The organism is Oceanobacillus halotolerans, assembly GCF_010993955.1.
Lineage (GTDB): Bacteria > Bacillota > Bacilli > Bacillales > Amphibacillaceae > Oceanibacillus_A > Oceanibacillus_A halotolerans.
In genome coordinates this window covers 244,986-267,629 of record NZ_WIXL01000003.1, presented here as the reverse complement: position 1 = coordinate 267,629, position 22,644 = coordinate 244,986, and the positions used below count along the sequence as shown (strand labels likewise).

The 22,644-nt window shown below is 38.0% G+C and carries 21 protein-coding genes; 17 read left to right on the top strand and 4 right to left on the bottom strand.

Going from position 1 to position 22,644, the window contains the following annotated elements:
- Positions 1 to 607: 607 nt before the first annotated feature.
- From GHC26_RS06570 to GHC26_RS06555, 4 genes are all read left to right on the top strand, one after another.
- A complete protein-coding gene (locus tag GHC26_RS06570) occupies positions 608 to 769 on the top strand; it encodes a hypothetical protein (protein WP_163970458.1) in 162 nt (53 codons plus the stop codon).
- A 221-nt stretch (positions 770 to 990) separates the two neighbouring features.
- Positions 991 to 1,203 carry an SHOCT domain-containing protein gene (locus GHC26_RS06565; RefSeq protein WP_163970457.1) on the top strand — a complete coding sequence of 71 codons (213 nt, stop codon included), beginning with the start codon at positions 991 to 993 and terminating at the stop codon, positions 1,201 to 1,203.
- Between the two features lie 132 nt (positions 1,204 to 1,335).
- The gene (locus GHC26_RS06560) at positions 1,336 to 2,727 is read left to right on the top strand and encodes a sensor histidine kinase (protein ID WP_163970456.1); all 1,392 of its coding nucleotides are present in this window, start codon (positions 1,336 to 1,338) and stop codon (positions 2,725 to 2,727) included.
- Positions 2,720 to 3,406, top strand: coding sequence for a response regulator transcription factor (locus GHC26_RS06555; RefSeq protein ID WP_163970455.1), 687 nt, complete (start codon positions 2,720 to 2,722; stop codon positions 3,404 to 3,406). Before GHC26_RS06560 ends, GHC26_RS06555 begins: the two co-directional genes overlap by 8 nt.
- A gap of 63 nt (positions 3,407 to 3,469) precedes the next feature.
- On the opposite strand, the gene GHC26_RS06550 is transcribed toward GHC26_RS06555, so the two are convergent.
- Positions 3,470 to 3,901, bottom strand: coding sequence for a hypothetical protein (locus GHC26_RS06550; RefSeq protein ID WP_163970454.1), 432 nt, complete (start codon positions 3,899 to 3,901; stop codon positions 3,470 to 3,472).
- Between the two features lie 171 nt (positions 3,902 to 4,072).
- Complete coding sequence (locus tag GHC26_RS06545) at positions 4,073 to 4,441, bottom strand: cupredoxin domain-containing protein (protein ID WP_163970453.1); 369 nt, start codon at positions 4,439 to 4,441, stop codon at positions 4,073 to 4,075.
- Between the two features lie 880 nt (positions 4,442 to 5,321).
- On the opposite strand from GHC26_RS06545, the gene GHC26_RS06540 reads away from it, so the two are divergent.
- From GHC26_RS06540 to GHC26_RS06530, 3 genes are all read left to right on the top strand, one after another.
- Complete coding sequence (locus GHC26_RS06540; RefSeq protein WP_226376878.1) at positions 5,322 to 5,516, top strand: aspartyl-phosphate phosphatase Spo0E family protein; 195 nt, start codon at positions 5,322 to 5,324, stop codon at positions 5,514 to 5,516.
- Between the two features lie 704 nt (positions 5,517 to 6,220).
- Positions 6,221 to 6,388: a diguanylate cyclase domain-containing protein gene (locus tag GHC26_RS06535; protein ID WP_226376877.1), complete on the top strand. Its 168-nt coding sequence runs from the start codon at positions 6,221 to 6,223 to the stop codon at positions 6,386 to 6,388.
- Between the two features lie 238 nt (positions 6,389 to 6,626).
- Entirely contained in the window at positions 6,627 to 10,955 is a 4,329-nt protein-coding gene (locus GHC26_RS06530) for an AAA domain-containing protein (protein ID WP_163970451.1), read from the top strand.
- Positions 10,956 to 11,173: 218 nt separating this feature from the next.
- Here GHC26_RS06530 and GHC26_RS06525 read toward each other — a convergent pair whose 3' ends face one another.
- A complete protein-coding gene (locus GHC26_RS06525; RefSeq protein ID WP_226376876.1) occupies positions 11,174 to 11,500 on the bottom strand; it encodes a type II toxin-antitoxin system PemK/MazF family toxin in 327 nt (108 codons plus the stop codon).
- A 339-nt stretch (positions 11,501 to 11,839) separates the two neighbouring features.
- Here GHC26_RS06525 and GHC26_RS06520 point away from each other — a divergent pair, with 339 nt between their 5' ends.
- The 10 genes from GHC26_RS06520 (at position 11,840) to GHC26_RS06475 (ending at position 21,512) form a co-directional block, all read left to right on the top strand.
- A complete protein-coding gene (locus GHC26_RS06520; RefSeq protein WP_163970450.1) occupies positions 11,840 to 12,457 on the top strand; it encodes a TVP38/TMEM64 family protein in 618 nt (205 codons plus the stop codon).
- A gap of 240 nt (positions 12,458 to 12,697) precedes the next feature.
- Positions 12,698 to 14,434 (top strand): methyl-accepting chemotaxis protein, encoded by a 1,737-nt coding sequence (locus GHC26_RS06515; protein ID WP_163970449.1) that lies wholly within the window; start codon positions 12,698 to 12,700, stop codon positions 14,432 to 14,434.
- Between the two features lie 30 nt (positions 14,435 to 14,464).
- The gene (locus GHC26_RS06510; RefSeq protein WP_163970448.1) at positions 14,465 to 15,055 is read left to right on the top strand and encodes a response regulator transcription factor; all 591 of its coding nucleotides are present in this window, start codon (positions 14,465 to 14,467) and stop codon (positions 15,053 to 15,055) included.
- Between the two features lie 441 nt (positions 15,056 to 15,496).
- Positions 15,497 to 15,679 (top strand): hypothetical protein, encoded by a 183-nt coding sequence (locus GHC26_RS06505; protein WP_163970447.1) that lies wholly within the window; start codon positions 15,497 to 15,499, stop codon positions 15,677 to 15,679.
- A 44-nt stretch (positions 15,680 to 15,723) separates the two neighbouring features.
- Positions 15,724 to 16,605, top strand: coding sequence for a putative RNA methyltransferase (locus GHC26_RS06500; RefSeq protein WP_226376875.1), 882 nt, complete (start codon positions 15,724 to 15,726; stop codon positions 16,603 to 16,605).
- A 398-nt stretch (positions 16,606 to 17,003) separates the two neighbouring features.
- Positions 17,004 to 17,348 (top strand): ArsR/SmtB family transcription factor, encoded by a 345-nt coding sequence (locus GHC26_RS06495; protein ID WP_163970446.1) that lies wholly within the window; start codon positions 17,004 to 17,006, stop codon positions 17,346 to 17,348.
- 16 nt (positions 17,349 to 17,364) lie between these two features.
- Positions 17,365 to 18,663 (top strand): arsenic transporter, encoded by a 1,299-nt coding sequence (locus GHC26_RS06490; RefSeq protein ID WP_163970445.1) that lies wholly within the window; start codon positions 17,365 to 17,367, stop codon positions 18,661 to 18,663.
- A 694-nt stretch (positions 18,664 to 19,357) separates the two neighbouring features.
- Positions 19,358 to 19,777: an arsenate reductase (thioredoxin) gene (arsC, locus tag GHC26_RS06485; RefSeq protein ID WP_163970444.1), complete on the top strand. Its 420-nt coding sequence runs from the start codon at positions 19,358 to 19,360 to the stop codon at positions 19,775 to 19,777.
- 153 nt (positions 19,778 to 19,930) lie between these two features.
- Positions 19,931 to 20,479, top strand: coding sequence for a sigma-70 family RNA polymerase sigma factor (locus GHC26_RS06480; RefSeq protein WP_163970443.1), 549 nt, complete (start codon positions 19,931 to 19,933; stop codon positions 20,477 to 20,479).
- On the top strand, positions 20,469 to 21,512 hold the full coding sequence (locus tag GHC26_RS06475; protein ID WP_163970442.1) for a DUF4030 domain-containing protein: 1,044 nt from the start codon (positions 20,469 to 20,471) through the stop codon (positions 21,510 to 21,512). The genes GHC26_RS06480 and GHC26_RS06475 overlap by 11 nt, the downstream gene beginning before the upstream one ends.
- 298 nt (positions 21,513 to 21,810) lie before the next feature.
- Here the strand turns inward: GHC26_RS06475 and GHC26_RS06470 are convergent, their stop codons facing one another.
- The gene (locus GHC26_RS06470; RefSeq protein ID WP_163970441.1) at positions 21,811 to 22,326 is read right to left on the bottom strand and encodes a GNAT family N-acetyltransferase; all 516 of its coding nucleotides are present in this window, start codon (positions 22,324 to 22,326) and stop codon (positions 21,811 to 21,813) included.
- Between the last annotated feature and the right edge of the window lie 318 nt (positions 22,327 to 22,644).

Sequence of the window (22,644 nt, the reverse complement as noted above, 5' to 3'; positions counted from 1 at the left end):
GACTCCTACGGGAAAAGGAACAGTCTGAAGACCCCACAGCGAGCGCTTTTTGCTCGCGATGTCTAACTTCGACGGACAGGACGTCCTAGTGCCGATGAAGCCACAGGACGTGGCGTATTCATCGGCCAGCGCCTACACCCTCGAGGTCTTAAGTCAATCCTCTTTGTGGCAAAAAGCGCCACACTGAGGCTTGGCTTAAGCTTGGCAGATAAGAAAAAATTTTCTTACTGCATAAGTGCAACTAAGGCTTTCGCCGCTTGGCGACAAGCCAAGTTTTCTAATCGGGTGTGACCAAGGCGCTTACGTTTTTCTATGAGGAGGCTGAAGCGTTCCCCGAGGGAAAGAAAACACTGTGAAAACGACCGTTGGGAGTTTGAACAGATGTTGCCCTTGTGCCCATGGTGAAAGCGAGTGTTTTCCGCTGCGATGGTTGACCACTCATCCTATAAAGGATGTAAGGAAACATGTTAAAACTATTGCGCATAATACATCTTATATGCAAGAAAAGGCTCATTGTCAAAAATTAATAAACCAGATTAAATCCAATAACATGACTAAATCTGGACAAACTAACCTTTGATAAACCAATATCGAGGAGGTTTATAAGATGTCTGAACAAAACAAAAATCGTAATAAAGATAAGGGAAAACAACGAAATGTAATTAAGTATGACACAGCACCAAAACGCAATCGTCACAATGAAGAAATTGCAGAGGAAAGTGAATTTCTAAATATTAATGGAAAAAGAAACAAACGTGAGCGCGGCTAAAAAGCAGCATCTGGCGTATTTCCAATAAGGGATACGTCAGTTTTTTTATCGTGTGTTAACAGGGAGTAAGCCCCCTACTTCAAGACTTCGAGAAACAAAGCAGTATAAGTGAGGGATGAAAGAAAACCCCAACTGAATAAGTTTGTCTCTATTAGTCTGCATATTTTTTTGATATTTTTCCTGTATAGTTTAATCCAAACTAACAATAAGAGGTGTTTGTAATGCATTTTATGTACGGGCATGGATCCATATGGCCAATGATTTTGATGGTGGTTTTTTGGATTGGATTATTAGTAATAGGATTTTATTTGATTGCAAAATATGTTAATGGTGACCGTAAACAAAATCCTGAAGCTATTTTAAAAGAACGATTAGCAAAAGGTGAAATAGATGAAGAAGAATATGTACGACTAAAAACGATCTTAAAGGATTGAAGAAAACAATCATGATCCTATATCCAATTACACAAGTTTCTTATTTGGTGTTTTCGTTAAGTGATGCTATCCTAAACAGGAGCACAACAAGGGGTAGCTACACCAACGTAATCGACGTAATGAGGGAAGTATATGTTTAATAAACTCTCCATGAAAATTGGCTTGTTATTTTTTATCTTTATTTTAATAATTGAATCGGTATTATTCTTTATTTTATATATTAATTTAGCGAATAATCGGATTGAAGAAGTCATGGATGATTTATTGGCACGAAGCAATACTCATCGAGAGGTTTTGGAAGACCAATTTGAAAGTCAAACATTAGAACATGTAGGATTAATGGAATCGGCTTCTGACTTTGTTGTGGTCATTGCCGACGCTTCGGGAAATATATTAATTCATTCAGACCCAATAGAACAAGAAATGGAAATAGTTATAGCAAACACAGATGTTGACTCCGTATCGCCAGACGGAGAAATTGTAGAAAGTCGCTGGACAGAGAAACAATACATTGTCGCCAGCAGTCCTGTTATGATTGAAGGAAAGCATCATGGACATGTATTTATGTTTGCGCCAACAAGTTATGTGCAAAAAATTGTGGATCAACTAGGAGATCAATTTCTTGTTGCTGGAATCATCACTATTGCTGCAACCATCATTACGATTTTTATTCTGTCACGATTTATTACAATACCAATCATTCGTTTAAAAGAAGCGACAGAACAATTAAGTGATGGTAAAAAGCCGGTAGAACTACATACACACCGTAGAGATGAACTTGGTGAACTAACTCATTCGATCACAACCTTGTCCAAGGATCTCTCTCGGCTGAAAAGGGAGCGGACCGAATTTCTAGCGAGTATTTCTCATGAGCTTCGGACTCCGTTAACATATATGAAGGGGTATGCAGATATTGCAAGTCGTGCTGATGTGACAGAAGAAGAACGAACTGAATATTTGACCATTATTCGAGAAGAGACCGAACACTTAAATGGATTGATTAAACAGTTATTTGACCTCGCCAAAATGGATCAAAATAAATTTACGATAGATCGTGAAAATATGGTGTTAACGCAGTTTCTCGCATCATTAGCAGAACGGATAAAGCTAGCATTTGAAGCAGAAAATGTTACCTTTGTCTATTCCTGTCCTGATGACACAATCATTTATGCTGATCCAGGACGATTTCAGCAGGTGTTATTGAATATATTGGATAATGCGCGCAAATATGCCTCGGCCGGGACACAAGTTACCTTGGCTGTAATAGAAACAGAAGAGGACGTACAGCTCGTTATTACAGATCAGGGTGAAGGGATACCAAAAGAAGATCTCCCCCAATTATTTGATCGGTTTTATCGGGTGGAAAAATCTCGTTCAAGAGAGCGGGGTGGTTCTGGATTAGGTCTAGCGATTGCTAACGAAATTATCGAAGCGCATGGTGGTACAATTGATATTCAAAGTAAACGTGGAGAGGGAACGAGTGTAATCATTTCATTGAAAAAAAGGGGAGATTCGAATGTCTAAAGTTCTTATTGTGGATGATGAAAAACGGATGTTAGATTTAATTGCGTTGTATTTAAGGCCACAACATTATACATGTACAAAAGCACTTGGTGCAAAAGAAGCCCTATCCTATATCGAAAAAGAGACATATGATCTTGTACTATTGGATATTATGATGCCAGAAATGGATGGTTGGGAGCTTTGCCAGGAGATAAGGAAGCTATCAGATGTTCCGATTATCATGGTGACAGCTCGGGAAGAGAAGGAAGACGTCATAAAGGGGTTAAAACTCGGAGCCGATGATTATATTACAAAGCCTTTTAACGAGGATGAGCTAATAGCGAGAATGGAAGCATTATTACGAAGAAGAACACCATCTAATGTTATTGAAATAGATGGATTAACCTGGGATGAATCAAAGTTTGAGCTAACTTACAAAAAACAACCAATTAAATTAACGCCAAAAGAATTTACGATGATTGGTTATCTGATCAAACATCCGGAACAAGTATTTGAACGAGAAAAGCTAATTGACTTAATTTGGGGATTTGAGTCCGCAACAGGCGGTCGAACGGTGGACTCCCACGTACGCAATATTCGTGATAAAGTTCGGCAGGCTGGTTTTCCGATAGATGATTATTTTAAAACAGTATGGGGTGTAGGGTATAAGTGGGTCAACCCTATGAATAGCAAACAGTAATCATTTTTGTAGTTTTTCAAAAGTAGTAACGGAACGATTCATGGCGAGATCGTTCCGTGAACATTAGCTTTCTAGTAATTCAACTGTTACTTTCCCATCTTCATTCTTAGCTAAGCGAACAGTTTCACCAGGACGTAAACAACGGTTTTTTTGCATATTATGTGGATTTACAATAGAAATTGTTTCATCCTCTAACTCGATATCATTGTGACAACGGCTAATGCCTTCTTCATCAGCCTCACAGTCAGTGTCTGAAAGAACGACACCTTCTACATCTCCGTCAAAGGCGCCAGCAATTAAATTAACAACGTACGTTCCATCTGCACCATTTTCCTGCAAATTTAATCCTTCTTCTACTTCTGTTTGTGTTAATCCAATATCACTGGTAGTCTTGTCACTTTCTACTTCGTTTGTATTTGTAAAAAGTCCAGAACTGATGGTAATCAATAAAGCAAGAACGATGATAATGCCACTTCCGATTAGTATTTTCCGCATAAAAGATCTCCTCCAAGAAAAAGATACCATCAGTATGAAGGAATTTTGTGCAGGATTCATGCATTTTTTGTGAAAATTTCTTTCCTATTTGCAGGATTGCTTATTGATACCTAATAAAAAAAGCAAGGGAAGTGCGAATTCCCCTGCTTGTTAAAATTCTCTTCATATATATTATTGTACAATTAATGTTGCAGTCATTTCGTCATGACCTTCCCCACAAGGTAGGTTACAGTAGATTGTGTATTCCCCTGGTTCTTCTGGAGTAATGGTTGCAGATCCTTCGCCATCTATGTTTAGATCTAACTCGTCGATAGAAATACCGTGTGCACCTTCATCGATAGTTAATTGTATATCTGTTGTTTCACCAGCATTAACTGTATATTCTTCTTGATCAAAATCCCAGTTTGATGCGACAATTTCAATCTCATTATCTGCTTGTGCATCATCTGATGTACTTGCCTCACTTGTATCATCGCCACCACATGCAGCAAGGAACAATACGAGACCTAAAAATAGAGTTGCTAGTAAACTTTTCTTCATTATAAAACCCTCCATTCCTTTTTAAGGAAATTATCTTTCTTTCATAGATAATAGTAATGGCAATTTGTGCAGTTTTTATCAAGAAGAAAAGACAAAATGGTGAACACGTTAAAATTACTGTAAATAGTGAAAAATAGAAGTCTATAGGACTGAGAGAATGGAGTATCATGCTTTAATACGTATCTTGCACGAATGTGAAAGAGTAACGCATGAGTTGAGGAGTATCTTGCATGAGTAAAAGAGATTGTTGCATGACTGAAGCCATATCATGCATGACTTGAGCCAGCCCACATTTCCGCATAAAAAAACCGAATGAAAAATAAGATTTAGTTGATCTACTCCCATCCTTATATGGTACATGATTTCTCCTATCTATCATTCTTCTAAAAAGTTCGACAAAAACCTTGCAAAATAACCATTTATTTGGTATAAATTATACTTGTGTGTGATGTAATATTTTAAAGTAATAAAATTATTACTAGTTCAATCATACTAGAAGTTCGACCACGAACAAAGGACTAATACAAATTCAAAAACCTAGCATTTTCACCTCAGATATATCCCTTTTCAAACAATGATAACCACTTTGCTTGTATCATCCAATATTTTACAGAATTACTATAATTAATTATATGTTTAACAACGCCGATATTTAGGAATAGCTTTATATAAGGATAAAGTTCGTTTGGTAAATAAAACCTATATTCCTAAACGAAGCAAATTCTACCATAATATTGCATTTTTATTACAAATATTACAAAGTGTAATAAATTCGTTTAATAATGAAGTTAATTAGTTAGAAATAGTAGAGTATATAGGACGAGTTGCTTATGAAGTATTGCTATGAACAGGGCATGATGTTAAAGGAGAGTTAAAGACATTGCGTTACCAAACAAAGGAAGAGATTCAATCCAGCATCCACCAGAAACGAAAGGAACTGTTTCAAGTGGCCAATTCTTATGGGGTGGGTAGTCAGGAAACATTACAATGTAGTGAAGAACTTGATGTGTTAATTATGATGTATCAACGGTTGAAAAAAACAGAACTTGAAAATTACTCAGAAATGGGTGAATAGATGTTTATCTTATTGGTAAAGGAAGAAGCATTATGAAAGAATCAAGATCATTTTCTTTCTTTTGACCATGTCTTAATGGATGGGATCCAAGACATGGTTTTTGTCGTGAACGTTATAAATGAGAATGTATTTACCTATGCCTATTTAAATAATGCTGCAAAAAAAGGAACGGGCTTAAGAGAGGAGGTAATTGGAAGGTCTTTTCAAAATGTGTATGATGCTAAATTTGCGACCAGAATTACAAAGACAGTATGAAAAAGTAATCGAGTGTTTACAAGTCGTTACCTATGAGGACTCCTATTATACATCTTCCTCGAGACGCTCTTATTCGAAAAAGCAAATTAGAAAAGAAGATATGGTTGCACGATTAGGGGGCGATTAGTTTGTAATCCTGCTAAATTCGGCCATACATGAGAAGAAGCTCTTCATGTGGCACAAGGTATTTTAAGAGGATGTTCAAAAAGTCTGGTAAAAATGACACATCTAATTTCTTCGTTGGCTTGCTTTTTTAGCTCCTTGGAAAAGAATTACACTTTTCCTGCGTGCGATGTAGATTCTAGTGAGCATTCCTTGTACTCACGTATTAATTGCATACGCTCCGCTGCCGGGAGCTTCGCCGCCTCGAACTTCCGACGTACAGGACGTTGCGACCTTAGCCGACTCGGTCTTTTTATCCTCCTTTTTGAACAAACACTTTAACGGAAATGCAAACTCCATGGGTTTTTAACGAGGTGTCTTTAGATGTGACAACTAGCATTGGTCTCACCTTTGCGAATCAACCAACGACAAAAGAAACCATCTTAAAGAAAGCAGACAATGCATTATCTCAAACAAAAGAAGATGGGAAAAATACAACGCGTACATTGATCTGATAGAGATATCAGGTCTTTTCTTTATTTGGCAAACATACCATTCACTAGATAGTGGATTGAGCATTACGTCTTTATAAGCTAAGAACGAGTGTATACGTGTTTTTATCAAGGTTTTGTGGCAATCCTAGAAAAAACAATTATGGAAATTAGATTAATGGCAATTGATTGCTTGCTTATCATAATATTTGGTCTATTATGCTAAAATAAAGGTAGGAATTTCGTCAGGGAGGGGTTTGGTTTGGCTTTAATCGACTCAACGAAAGTTACGCAGTTATTTGAATACTTATTAGCTGTTAAACAGCTAAATGAGCAGGTTATTCGAAATGTTCGGGATTATGAAAAGGTATGGTGGCAATCCGATATTCCAAATGTAGAAGGCTGCTATTTAGGTGGAAACGGTCAAATGGAAGAAGCCTGGCTAGAAGTACATAAACAAACGATAAAACCTCCACCAGCAATCCCGCGTATGTTGGATCAATGGCTGGAGAAATGGGATGACCCAGATCAGGAGCCATCACCTATTCCTCAAATTGAAAAAGGAATAGATTCAGATACTGGTGAGGTTCTGATTGAAATGTTTGAAGATACGCCAGAACGTACTGAGGTTTATGAACAATGGTTTCGGGAAGAGTGGAAACCATGGTCATTAGAAGCATCCCCAAAACGGAAGATTCAGCATATATATGATGAATTATTTTCGTTATACCAGCGACTGCAGCGGGAAGGGGATGAACTGGAGCTAAACTGGGGCCATGGTCTTCTAAGCTGGCATATCGAAGGGGAGAAGATCCAACGGCATATGCTAGTAACCAACATGGAACTACAATTTAATGCCCAGAAAGGTATCTTCTATTTACTCCCAACTTCAAAAGGCGTTGATATGGAAGCAGACATGTTTCAAAATATTGCTATTCCAAATGCTTCTCGACTGTATGAGATGGAATCAGAAGTAGATGGAATGGAATTATCGTTATGGGATCAAGAAGGCATCGCTTCCTTATATAAGGAAATCGTCCATACCATTAGTCCTAAAGGAACCTATCAGGAAGACGATACGGTGAAAAAAATTCCATCTGACCCACTCATCCAGCATAAGCCAGCCATTTTTTTACGGAAAAACAGTGGTCGTCTATGGGACATGGAATTAACCGATGCAATTGAAAAGATGAAAGAGGGGTATCCCATCCCGAAAACCATCACGAACTTAACGACTAACGACCCCGAACACGGGAATGAATTAGATGTAAAATGGCATTCGGTCGGCGAAGAGTTGCTTTTTCCACTTCCGGCAAACTATGAGCAAAAGCAGATTGCGAAAAAGTTGGCAACCAATGAAGGGGTATTGGTTCAAGGACCTCCTGGTACTGGAAAATCCCATACCATTGCAAATCTCATATGTCATTTACTAGCACATGGGAAACGTGTACTCATTACAAGTGAAAAAGAACGTGCATTAGAGGTATTACGTGATAAGATCCCTGAAGCGGTTCGTGCTTTGTGCGTAAACGTCCTGGGTGGTGATTCCCGTTCGGTAAAAGAGATTGAGGATTCCGTGAAAACCATTGCAGAAAATTTGGACCGCAAGCAGCCAGAAGCATTAGAGAAAAATATTGAGAACTTACAAGCTGAGCTTGATCAAACGAGAAGAAACATGTCTAAATATAATACGCAAATGAATCGATCAGCTGAGCTGGAAAATAGTGTTTTAGAATTGGATGGGGAGGAATTTACTCCGTTAGAAGCTGCGAAGTGGATCAAGGAACACAAAACATATCATCATATTCCAGATAACCTTGAGCCAAAAACCCCTTTTCCATTGACAGAAGAAGCAACAAAAGAATATTTTCAACTTCTTGAAGAGATAGATGCAGCTGATAAAAAGGCACTATCAAACCATCGACCAAAGACAGAACTATTACCAACTCCAAATCAATTTGAGGTAAACATTGATAAGATTCGGGCGATAGAGAAAGAAATGAACGAAACAAAAGATGAGGTAAATGGCTGGAGTCCAAAAGAAAATTTAACATTTGATACAACAGAAATGATTTCGTTTGTTGATCATGTATTGGATGAATTACGAGACATTTCCCAATCCCAATGGCTTTCGACAATCTTTCAGGACATTTTTACGTTTGATGATAAATTACAACAATGGAAACAGTTGTATGATGAAATAGCAGATCGTGTTGCGGAATTGGAGGATAAAGAGCGTGCACTAATTGAGGAAGAAATTAAAGTGGAATCCACCTTGAATTATAAGCTTGTATTAGAAGATTTGAAGAAGGTGGAAGAACGACTAAAACAAGATAAATCGGTCGGCTGGGTATTTCAAAATGTAACTGGACGGAAGTATGCGTATCTTTTTGAACAGATTACCATTAATGGACTCTCGATTCGCAATGCAAAAGATGCAGAACATGTTCGGATGTTTTTGGAGAGGACAGAATTGATTCGAAAACTTGTCTTACGCTGGAATCGATCTGTAGCCGAAATAGAAGGACCAGAAATGGAAGAGAATGAGCGGCGATTTTCGGTAACACTAAAAGGATATTTACAAAAACTGGACACGATTCTTCAGTGGAAGTCTAATGTCATAAATCCATTGCAGAAAGTGCTCAAAGAGGTTAATGCGACCTCCCTTGCAAACCCTGACTGGACAGAAGCGGAAACCTATAAGACGATTCAGGATGGGTTCATTGCCTTGCAAAATCAAGAAGCATGGGAGCAAGCAAATCGGTTTTTTAAAGATACATTTGTATTCCTGCATGAGCAAAAGCGACAAGTGAATCCACATCCATCGATTGATACCCTTTATGAAGCATGTCAACATCGCGATGATGCGGCTTGGAAAGAAACATATCAGGAATTATTGCGGTTAGAAGGGTTAGAAGGTAAATATCAAACATATCTCACCTATAAAGAAACGTTAGGAGACGTTACACCAAAGTGGGTAGAACAGTTAGAAGAAGGTACTGTTCACCCACCAGAAAATGTACCGCAAGTATGGAAATATGCGCAAATTAGAACATGGTTAGTAGATATCGAGTCACATCCAAAATTAGAGGAGCTTGAAGCGGCTTATGACCGCGAACAGAAACGAGAGTCTGACTTAATTCAAGAGCTAGTCGCTGTATCTACTTGGAAATCACAAATAGAACGAACGACCACAGAACAGAAGCGAAGTTTATTTGCATGGCTAAAAGCAATTCAACGGATCGGTAAAGGGACAGGGAAATACGCTAACGTGTATCGAAAAGAAGCAAGTAAAGAAATGAAAACAGCACGTGGCGCTATTCCTGTATGGGTTATGCCAATCAATCGGGTCATCGAAAATATTGAACTGACAAATGAGCAGTTTGATGTAGTCATTGTAGATGAAAGCAGCCAAAGCACTTTGTTCTCATTAAGTGCTTTACTCCGTGCTGAAAAAGCGGTCATTGTTGGAGACGATAATCAGATTAGTCCTGAAAGTGTCGGAACCGATATAAGTGAAGTGCATGAATTGATTGAACGCCACTTATATAACATTCCAAATAAACTACAATTTGAAATGAAAACGAGTCTATATGATACCGCAAGTCGTATTTTTGATAGTAAAATTATTTTAAAGGAACATTTCCGTTGTGTACCAGAAATTATTCAGTTTAGTAATGACTTTATGTACGGCGGTATGATCGATCCATTGCGTCTTCCACTTGCGAATGAAGTACTAGAACCACCTGTGAAAGCTGTCCATGTTCCGGATGGATATCGAAAGGAAGATACAAGAAGAGTAATTAATGAACCAGAAGCAGAAGCGATTGTCCACCATATAGCACAATGCTGTCAGGATGATCATTATAATGGAAAAACAATGGGTGTTATTTCCTTACAGGGTCATGATCAAGCCAGACTCATTGAGAATTTGTTACGGGAGAAAATTGGAGAAGAAGAAATGATAGAACGACAAATCATTTGCGGGGATGCCTACTCTTTCCAGGGAGATGAACGGGATGTGATGTTTTTATCCTTGGTAGCAGCACCAAATGTCCGTTTTACTGCTATGACGAAACGATCAGCCCAACAGCGTTTTAATGTTGCTGCAAGCAGAGCACGTGATCAAATGTTCTTGTATCACACGGTTGAGCTGAATGAGCTAAACCCAGATGATGTCCGGTATAAACTCCTGCAATACTGTCAAAACCCACATCGAGTGCAACTAGCCGTGGATGAAGCTCGATCAGAATTTGATTCGCCATTTGAAGAAGACGTATTCCGTATGATTGTTGCACGTGGTTACCATGTCATACCACAAGTGCGAGTTGGGACACTGGGCAAGCGGATCGACCTCGTCGTAGAGGGAATGCGTAACCGTTTAGCTGTCGAATGTGATGGCGACAAATGGCATGGTCTGGACAAATGGGAGGAAGATATGGAACGACAGCGTATTTTGGAGCGAGTCGGCTGGACATTCTGGCGTGTAAGAGGCAGTCAATTTTACATGGACCGCGAAAAAGCAATGGCTCCACTATGGGAAAAGCTGGAGGAAATGGGGATCGAGCCAGTTGGAAAAATGAGTGTCTAATAAAAGGGATGGGGATCTATAGCTGGTATAGCAATATGGATCCTCGTTCTTTTAAATGGGGAAATACTGTGCCGAAAAGGGATGAGGTGGTTCATGGTTCCGCTATTGGCTATAAAAGTTGTCCTTTTAAGGTGGGGATGAATCCTCGTTCCGCTAAAGGCCTTAAATAATTGGATTTTGAGGGGGAAAACCAAAAATAACGGAATGAGGGTTCCCCTTCAATAAATTTTTGTTCGATCAGCTTCCAAAACGTTGGTATTAACTTCTCCAAATTTCTTCCTGACAATATCTTTAGATAATGTGTAAACGTTGTCAGCTCTAATTACTGATGTAACTTTAAGTTCACCGTCTTTTAAATCTTTTGACTCAATTACTACTGAATAATCAAGGTCCCTTAATCGTGAAGTAACAGCTACAACAACGATATTGTTAGTCACTTCATTATAGCTATCGCTTGAAATAACTAGAACAGGATGTTGCTTTCTATTTGTTAAATCACTGAATGGAACAGGTAGCAGAACGATATCCCCCTGTTTATACATCATTCCAAACCTCATCATCAATATCATTATCCCAAAAATCCAGACTACTTTCGCTAGCCTTTAAAGACAGGGTATCATTTTATTCGTTTGTTAAATCTTTTTGCTTGTTTCTCACTCAAATGGTGTAAAACTTCAAATAAGAGTGTATTAGTGGAAACTCCTACTGTGATTTTGATACTGACTGTTTGAATCAAACCAATTTACTAAAAAACAGCTATCCGTATAAGCAATAAAACATTATAAAAAACTTATCTATGCCTAATACATGTTCTAGGTAAGCAAGATTTTCACAAAATGGGAAATGCTATGAACGAAATCAACATCGTGTAGGGAGTTATCCATGTGAAACGTGTACTGTTTGTAACGTTAATATACGGTGTCATTTTATGGATTGCCTATATGAACCGCGAACCCATTATGAACTGGGTAAATCAGAGTAGCCTAGTCCAGTTGCCGATTATGTTTGTTCTAGCTATCCTGTTTGGGGTCATCCCTATTGTGCCATTTACGGTATTTGCTGGCTTAATGGGAGCGAAATATGGCATTTGGATAGGTGGAGCCATTAATTGGACTGGCTCTGTTGGTGCTGCAACGATATTTTTTATACTAGCACGCTACTTTTTTGTAGACCAATTTCAACATTATATTGAGCGCTTTTCTAAAATAAAGAAGTTCGATCAAATTATTAGTCAAAATGCTTTTATTGCTGTTTTATTTACCCGGATGATCCCAATTATTCCGCCTCCTGTTGTGAATATTTATTCTGGCTTAAGTACGATGCCATTTATTCAATATGTGGCCGCAACAGCATTAGGACAAATTCCAGCGATGATCATGTATGCGTATTTAGGAAATCAATTGTTTTCCTCTATCCAATCCTTTGTTATCGGACTTTTACTTTATGTTGGATTTATGCTCCTCGTTATTCCGCTTTACCGGCTGTGGTATAAAAGAGTTTAAATGGTGATGGCAAGTAGTTTACTTACCATGGAGGAAACGTTAAATCACATAATGAATAGCTCATGGTGATGAATGATCCCTTTCTGCTACACTGTTGATATTATTTAGAAATCTGCCCAACCTGTGATGTTAGTCACACTCCATTGCCCTATTTTCATTTATAGTATAGTAGAAAATCCAGATGAGATAGGGTAGATAAGGTAATATTTTACATAATACAGACAGATGGGTGGCGGTATCATGACAATGGCTATTTCACGGAAGAAAATAAACATTCCAGAATTAAGTGATCATGCATATACAATAGATGATGTTAGTAATCGGATTAATGAGTTGTTAAAACTCCTCCAAATTACGGAAGAAGATTTTGAGAATGTGGAAAGATTGGATTCGTTAATGGAGGAGCATGCTGAAGAAATTGCCAGCAGACATTATGGCATGATTATGCGAATCCCTGAAATTAGAGAAATTATGGAAAAAAATTCAACCTATGAGCGCTATACTTCAGCGATTACTCAGTACTTCAAAGAATTATCAAAGCCTAAGTTTACAGCTGACTATATCGCATACCGGAAGAAGATTGGTCGAATTCATAGTCAAATTGGGTTAACCGATGAATGGTATATTGGTTCATACATGCGGGTTTATGAATACCTTATTCCAATAATTGTGAAGAAGTTTCGCTATTCACCTAATACAATTACAAGCACAATTTTATCCTTAATTCGCATTATTACGTTTGATACTTTAGTTGTAATTGGATCTACACAGGAGGCTAATGATTACTACTTACTCCAAAATATTAGTACGGTGATGGAGTATGTCATTAGTGCCGATAAAATGAAATCACTACTGGATAGTGTGGATTCCACCATTGATGAAACCTCGAGTGTCAGTGCAGCAGCAGAGGAATTAAGCGCCTCCATTGAACAAGTTACCGAAAATGCGGTGACTGTCTCGGAAAATGCAGAAAATATGATTGATGAAGTACAGGAAGGACAGCGTGTTATTGAGGGAACACTTAATGGCTTTTTAGATATAGCAAAAGGATTTAACACAACGAAGGAAAAAGTAGATCATTTAACAGAACAAATGGCTAGCACAACGAAAGTGATTGAGTTTATTAAAAGCATTGCAGATGAGACTAACTTACTTGCGTTAAATGCTAGTATTGAAGCAGCACGCGCAGGGGAAGAAGGGCGAGGATTTGCTGTTGTAGCCGAAGAAGTTCGGAAGCTAGCGGAGCAAACCAAAAAATCCGTAGACGAAATATCTACCACAATTAATGGTATACAAACGAATTCCCATGAGGTTACACATGATGTACAACAAATGTCTGAGGCACTACACGAACGGGTTGACCATGCAAGGGAATCCATTAATATGATGGATTTAATTACGAAACAAATCACAGAAGTAGGGAAGTCCATCAACAATATTGCAGCCGTTACGGAAGAACAAACATCCGCAACACAGGATATTACCAATCGAATGGGACAAGCACATCAACATACGGAAAATATTAAATACCATGCAGAGGAAACAGGGAACTCCATTTACCGGGTTAGTACAGAAGTGGATGAACTCCGAAAAGCGACGATCGATAGTATACCTGAAATAACGCCTGAACAAGTCATACGAATTGTTCAAACCGAACATGCTTTATATCAGTGGTGGTCTTATAATGCATTACTAGGCTATCAATCTATTGATGAGCTGAACGAAATTAAACCAGATGCATGTCGATTTGGAAAATGGTACAAATCCATGAAAGGTACGCCATTAGCATCATTACCATCTTTCCAAGCAATTGAAAAACCACATGAGGAATTTCATCATCTCGTCGAACAGGTGATAACAACGATCAAACGAGGGGAAAAAGAGGATGGCGATACCTTACTTGCTTCCTTAAATGAAAAAACAAATATAATCATTGATCTGTTAAAAGACTTGCAACAAGACGTTAAGCCCTATTAAAGACAGATAGACCAAAATGGGGGAGAGAATATGTGCAGGATCATGTTGATGAAAAAGCCTGGTTTGATGAGAGATAGTTATCCAATGACATCCATAGATGCTAGTCGATATAACACTTTCTTTAACTATTCAAAATTGCCACATCTTCTAATTGTTGAGGCTAATCCCGATATTTATATGGAGGATGTGATGCAATTTTGTCAAAAGCATGGGATAAAGGTTGGCATCTGGATCACAAATTCATTAGATGAAAAACAACTAAGAGATTCATTTAAACTACGTGCAGCTGGTTATTTTTACGATGAAATGGAAGCTAGTGAGATGGTCTTCGCTGTGAAAAAATTATTAAATGGAAGTAAGTACATTCATTCAGATCTAGCATCATTCCTTTTAAATGAATACATTAAGCTGACACTTCCAAAAGAGGAGCGTCCTGATGGTATTTTATCTAAACGGGAATGGGAAGTTCTTGAATTGCTCGTAAAAGGGAATACAAAAAATTCAATCGCAATGAAATTAAGTATTTCCTTTAAAACATTAAACAACCATTTAACATCTATCTATCGAAAATTAGATGTCACAGGTAGGACAGAAGCTGTTTTAGTGGCACTACAAAATTAGTGGATAAGCCTGTAAGCTATAAAAGAGCTCATACATTAGATGAGCTCTTTTTTAAGGTAAAGTATGTTATTGCATGTGGTTAGCAAGATGTTGCATGACTTGGAGTTAGTTTCGCACGATTTTGTCGCATTGTTGCATGCGTTTTCCTGGCTGATGCACGACTTTTTTTGCTTGTTGCATGATAGTTGTGGATTCCTGCACGATTAGCGCATTTCCTGCATGACTTTTCTAGTTAATCCCAACTACAAACACCCTGTTGCTACTTTCCTTTTCCAGTTTGTGTTACATTATGGATAGCTATGGGAGGCAGTGTTTCGATGGTTTATAATAAAGAAGTAATAGAACAATATATCCGAACAAGCATTCCACCAAACGAAGAACAGACTTGGGAGAAAGGCTTTACCTAATAGGCAAAAAAGAACATTATGGCAGTTAATTAAAATGTGCAATAAAGAAGGTGTTGCACTCCATGACGATGAGGCGGCATTGGATTACTTATCCAAACAAGAGCTGATTACTTTCAATAATTTGTTTCCAAGTTCTCAAAAGAAAGTTAGTGTATTTGTTCTTCGTGACTCCCCATATCTTTTACGACACTTAAAACAGTTAGCGGCAAAGAGTTAGACGTATAGACATTTCCCAAGAAATAAAATGAAAGAGGTGGTTATTTGTCGAAGGTAAGTAAAAAAGTGACGAGTGCAACCTATGTCCAGAAGGTGCAGTCTATTTTTCAATGTCCTATTTGTAAGGAATCCATGTATGTTTCAGACTTAAAAAGCTTAGTCTGCTCTAATCATCATTCATTTGATTTTACCAAGCAGGGTTATATTAATTTATATACACAACAGGTGAAAACGAAGTATAATAAAGCACTATTTGAAGCTAGGAGAAAGGTAATCGTTGAAGGGGAATTTTTCACGCCGTTAACAGAAGCGATTACTAAAATCATTCAGAAGCATACGGTTGCACAAGAAAATTTGAACTTAATCGATACTGGCTGTGGAGAAGGGTCCCACTTAGTAACGGTAGGTGAAGCCCTTCGTTCCCATAAATCAGTAACAGGTGTTGGGATTGATCTAGCTAAAGAAGGAATATTGGTTGCTGCCAAACATTATCCAAATTATATTTGGTGTGTTGCTGATCTTGCGAATACTCCCTTTAAGGACAATCATTTTGACGTTATTTTAAATATTTTATCCCCATCAAACTATGCAGAATTTGGAAGACTCCTAACAAAAGAAGGTTTTGTGGTAAAAGTGGTGCCACAACAGAAGTATTTACAAGAATTACGTGGTGAATTTTTGGCTGAATCAGCTCAACAAGAATATTCTAACCGAGATGTCGTGGATCGTTTTCAAGAGGAATTTCAGTTAGTAGACCGCTCTCGAATCACCTATACGAAGAACTTGGATCAAGCAATGTTAGAAGCACTGGTGACAATGACCCCACTGACTTGGAGATCAACAGAGAAAGAAAAGAAAGCTTTTTTACAGAAAGAATCAGCAGAAATCACAGTTGATGTTGATATCTTAATTGGCCGAAATAATTGATGTGGTGGTGAGGAGAAGATAAAATGTCTGTTCCTGAATTGGCAAGGAAGTAAGTGAAACGGTAACAGAGGCGGCTCATCAGTTACCAAAACAACAACCTAGTTCGATAAAAGGTAACAGAGCACGCTTGTCAGTTCCGGAAATACCATCCAAATGCGTAAAAAGGGAATAGAGACAGCTTATCAATGCCCGAATCAGCAAGGAAGTAAGTGGAACGGTAACAGAGACGGCTCGTTAGTTACCAAAACAACAACCTAATTTGATAAAAGGTAACAGAGCTCACTTGTCAGCTCTAGAATACAATTCCATGCTTAACGTAGAAATCTAAAACAGCTCACTTGAATATATAAGCATATAGTTATATACTAATCAAGGAATGTAAAAGGGGAGGAAATGGAATGGAGAAGACGCAGGTTGGGATTGGTAAAGCAGCAATGATTTTGAAACTGTTAGGTGATAAAACACGTTTAACGATGGTTAAAATATTGGAAACAGATGAATGTTGTGTCTGTGAATTTGTTGAGATTTTTAATATGAGTCAACCGTCTATTAGCCAACACTTACGTAAATTAAGAGATGTTGGAATTATTCAGGAAGAGCGAAGAGGACAATGGATTTTTTATTCGCTAAACCAACAAAATGAGCACTATCCATTTGTGGAACAAATTTTAGCTGCACTACCAAATCAGGATGAAAAAATAAAAGCATTAGAGAAAAACGGAGCGCGAATTACATGTTGTTAATTGGGGGTAAACGAAATTGTCATCATCTGTATTACTAGCATTTATCATATTTTTAGTAACACTAATCTTAGTCATCTGGCAACCAAAAGGGTTATCGATTGGTTGGTCCGCATGTGGTGGAGCAATTATCGCATTAATGGTAGGTGTTGTCGGGTTTAATGATGTCATTGAAGTAACAGGGATTGTCTGGAATGCCACTTTAGCATTTGTGGCTATTATTCTAATTTCATTAATACTAGACGAAATTGGATTCTTTGAATGGGCTGCACTTCATATGGCACGAATTGCAAATGGTAACGGAATCAAAATGTTTGTCTATATTAGTTTGTTAGGTGCTGTTGTTGCAGCATTTTTTGCAAATGATGGTGCAGCGCTTATCTTAACACCAATTGTGTTAGCAATGGTTCGCAATTTGAATTTTAAAGAAAAAATGGTATTTCCTTTCATTATGGCAAGTGGTTTTATTGCCGATACCACGTCTTTGCCATTTGTGGTCAGTAACTTAGTTAACATTGTATCAGCTGACTTCTTTTCCATTGGCTTTGTAGAGTATGCGACAAGAATGATTATTCCAAACTTCTTCTCCCTATTTGCAACGATCACGGTTTTATTGATTTATTTCCGAAAAAGTATTCCTCGGAACTATGATATGTCTAAATTGCGAGAACCTGCTAAGGCTATTAAGGATATCAAAATGTTCCGTCTTTCTTGGTATGTACTTGGTATTTTAGTGGTTGGCTATTTTATTAGTGAGTTCATTAGCTTGCCTGTTTCGATTGTGGCTGGCATGATTGCGATATTCTTTATCATTATGGGAAGAAATAGTGCTGTAGTCGATACGAAAGCAGTGATTAAAGGTGCACCATGGGATATCGTATTTTTCTCCATTGGTATGTATGTCGTTGTATTCGGATTACGAAATGCTGGATTGACCGACCTTTTAGCTAGTGTGATTCAAGTAAGTGCAGAACAAGGCTTATTTGTGGCGACTGTCTCGATGGGATTTATTGCTGCCATTTTGTCATCGATCATGAACAATATGCCTACTGTGATGATTGATGCGATTGCGATTGCGGAAACAAATACATCAGGTGTGATTCGTGAAGCATTGATTTATGCAAATGTTATCGGATCTGACTTAGGTCCAAAAATTACACCAATTGGTTCTTTGGCAACACTATTATGGCTGCATGTACTATCCCAAAAAGGGGTTAAAATATCCTGGGGAACGTATTTTAAAACAGGTATCATCTTAACCATTCCAATTCTTTTTATTACATTAGTAGGCCTTTATCTTACATTAGTTATTTTTTAAAAGGCTTTTCTCTAAAAGATTGTTGCTTTTATAAGTATGCATGCTTAATGAACAGTAGATAAATTTTGCGCAATAATTAAAGGGATTGTTTCCCACCGTTCCGGAAATACACTTCGCTTTCACCAGGGGCATAAGTGCGACATCTGTTCAAACTTTTCGTTTTCACAGTGTCTACTTTACCGCGGGTGGCTGATGAGCCTCCTCGAGCTTTCGCACTGCGGGGTCTCACCTAGGCCATTGCGACGAACAGGAAGTTCTAGTGTCGGCGCGTTGGTCACAGGCCGTGACCGATGTTAGCCGACGAACCGCAGGAGTCTTCGTGTTTTTCCTTCGCTAAGTAGAACTGTCCTAATTTTTATCATTACCATTGACAATGCGACAGTTGATTGAAGCGAATGATAGACATTTTCGATTACAGTGTCTTTTTACTTGTATAGAAAACTATTCGAAGCTGCTGAAAATGCGAGACTCCTACGGGAAAAGGAACAGTCTGAAGACCCCACAGCGAGCGCTCTTTGCTCGCGAGGAGGCTGAAGCGTTCCCCGTGGAAAGCGAGTATTTTCCAGCAGTGCTGATTTAGCACTCACCTTATAAGGAATGAGGTATAGCATGTTAAACACACACTTATGTCGCATTATATAGAGTAATAGCAACCAACTATACGAAAAGAGCCTTCTAAAGGAGGAAATCAATAATGGCGAAGAAAACAATTTATTTTCTATGTACAGGAAATTCATGTAGAAGCCAAATGGCAGAAGGATGGGCGAAAGAGATCCTTGGCGATGAATGGGAAGTGAAAAGTGCTGGGATTGAAGCACATGGCTTAAATCCAAATGCCGTGAAAGCAATGAAGGAAGTGGATATCAATATCTCTGATCAAGTATCAGAGACGATCGATACAGACATATTAAATAACGCAACATTAGCTGTTACCCTTTGTGGTGATGCAAAGGACCGCTGTCCAATGACACCTCCGCATGTGAAACGGGAACATTGGGGATTTGACGACCCAGCTAAGGCAGAGGGAACAGATGAAGAAAAATGGCAAGTATTCCAACGAGTTCGAGATGAAATTGGAGAACGCATCAAACGCTTCGCCAAAACAGGTGAATAATACGAATAAGGGAAAAGATCATCAATAGTGGTGGTCTTTTTTGTTTACTTTCATTATAGATGACAATCAACCATTGAAATTCTTAAGATTTTAAGGAACCGAGATATTATGGTATTCGTCTAACTAGATAGAAATGAAAAAGGGGGGATTCTTATGCGGGATGAACGAGAAAACCAAAATGAGCAATCGAAACAAGAAATATTAATAAAACTAATGGAAAAGTACGGTGACATGGTGCTTCGTGTTGCCTATACATATGTAAAAGAGAGGCAGTTAGCTGAAGATTTGTCTCAAGAAATATTTATTAAATGTTATCAATCTCTTGATACTTTCGAGAATCGATCCTCTTATCAAACGTGGTTGTACAGAATTACAGTAAATTACTGTAAAGATTACGTTAGGAGCTGGTCTTTTCGAAATTTAATTCCTACATCGTTCGTTCGAAAAGAAAATGATCAAATCAAAGATTCTGTAGTCTCACAAGTAATGAAAAAAGAAGATAATAACGTCTTATTTAAAAAGATCCTGAACCTTTCTGTGAAACTACGTGAAGTACTTATCCTTTATTATTATGAGGATCTATCCATACAGGAAATTGCCGAAATTCTAGAGGTGAAGCCGAATACCGTTAAAACGAGACTTCATCGTGCTCGAAAAGGTTTAAAAAATCATATTGAAGGAGGTATGATTCTTGAAAAATAAATGGAACTATCCAGAAAAGGTCGATCAGCTACGTTTTACGAAGAATCACCAGCAAAAGGTATTAAACCGTCTTCACACACCTCTTCAGAAAAAGAAACCACGAAAATACGTTTACAGTGGCTTAACGGCGGTGGCAATCGTTTTGCTGTTGTTTGGTGGTACATTTTTTGCACCGACTATGGAACAAGTTATCGCAAAAATCCCATATATTAGCAATTTTATAGAGCAAGAGGATGAACGAATGGCTGAAATGGAAAGCATTTTAGCCGATATTAATCATGTTGTCGATAAAAATGAGATGAATATTGGGGACGTTCAAATTGAGACACAAGAAAAAGAAATTACTCTCTTTTTAATTGGATTAGCGGAAAATAGTGAACATATTACAGATCAAATCTACACCCAACTAGATAAAACTGGATACTCCAATTATCAGGTGGAGGTAGCACCTTATGAAGAAAAGGAAATTCAAACCGAACGAACGGAAGAAGAAATTCAGCAGTATATGCAAGACACGGAAGCATTACGGACTTCAATAGCAGAACGCTTGAAAGAAGAAGAATACGAATTAATGTTTCCGATCCAAGTTCGTATCAATGATGTAGAGGGTACATACGTAAATGTCATTGTTCCTGAATCAGAGAATCGTTTGGAACAGTTAAAAGAAATAATGAAAGAAGAGGCAAAGGCTTATGGAGATGAGTATAAGTTAGATGTTCGTCAGGTAGAGAAGATTGCACGTAAACAGGAAAAGCGCTGGCAAGAAACAGGTGCCATTAGTCATATTGCACGTGCATTAATGGAAGGTGAGAAATTCCCTGTAACTGGTTTTTCCCACTCGTTCCATCCTTACCCACTTCAAATCAAAGTGAAAACATCCTTGGATGGGAATGATTCTGAAGCAAAGCAGATTGCGGAAGAGATTCGATCAGAAATTGATTTGTTTATCCAAACAGATGAAAAAACAGAAACTATTGGTGATGATCGTTACGAAGTGAAAGTGTTGAATAAAGATAAAAAGGAAATTAAGTAACGTTTCTAGATACTTGTGGTGACCCAGCAAAAGCAGAAGGTACAGAGTAAGAAAAGTGGGATGTGTTCCAGCGTGTTCGGGATGAAATAGGAAAACGTGAATGGCCATCAATTAGTTGGTGGTCATTTTTTGTTCTTGTATAATAATAGTCCTATATTGAAATTTAAAACATTATGTGTATGAATGAGGACCAAAATGGGGAGGAAATACATAAAAGCCCCAGTACTAGCATGTCCTGTCGAGTCTCACTTGCTAAAACCGTCACGTCCTGTACGTCGGAAAACCCCCTCCGAATGAGTTAAGCTTTATAAATCCGATAGTGTTTTAATTCGGTACAGCCATTATCTTGGAATACGTGTATCATTGGTAGATTGTGCAGACTCGTCGTTCCAATATAAAAGCGAGCATTGAATTTATTTTGTAATAGGTGTAATGCGTGTTGGTGGAGCAGTTTGCCATATCCATTTCCCCGTTCAGGTGGAATGACTCCAATATAAAATATCCTTCCTTCTTCAGCTGTGTCAGGCTCGATATGTGGCATTACCACACCAATGGCTTTTTCTCCCTTGAAGGCGATAAAACAGGAATGTTCATAAGAAACACCTAGCTCGTCTTTCATGTTTTGCAACAGTTGTGCCATGTTTGAGGGGAAAGTAGTGTACGCATCGACCATTGTTAGATCGCCAATTTTTATAAACTCATCCTTTGATACATTATGTAAAGATAGAAGAGTGAATGGTGTCACAGGTGAACTGTTTTCTTCACTAAGAATTTTCAAGACGGTAGTGACATCATCTTCAAATCGAAATCCCATATTAGTTATAAAATCCTCCACATCTGCTGATAATGGATTTGGTAAATGAATTTGAAGCCTTTCCACTTTTTGAAAGGCGTGATTAGTGCTTAAATCTACGAGCAATTCCAGCAGTTGCTCATTCGATAAATTGTTTAAATCATCTACCGTGACAAACTACTTTCCGATAATCAGTTTAAGCGTATCCCCATATTTAGCTTGCAATTCCTCATATGTATTTTCATTCATGAATAGAGCCTCCTAGGTAATGGATATCATAAACGGAATTATATCTGTATTCTAGTGGAGGACGTTTATTGTATTCCATCCAAGTTGTAA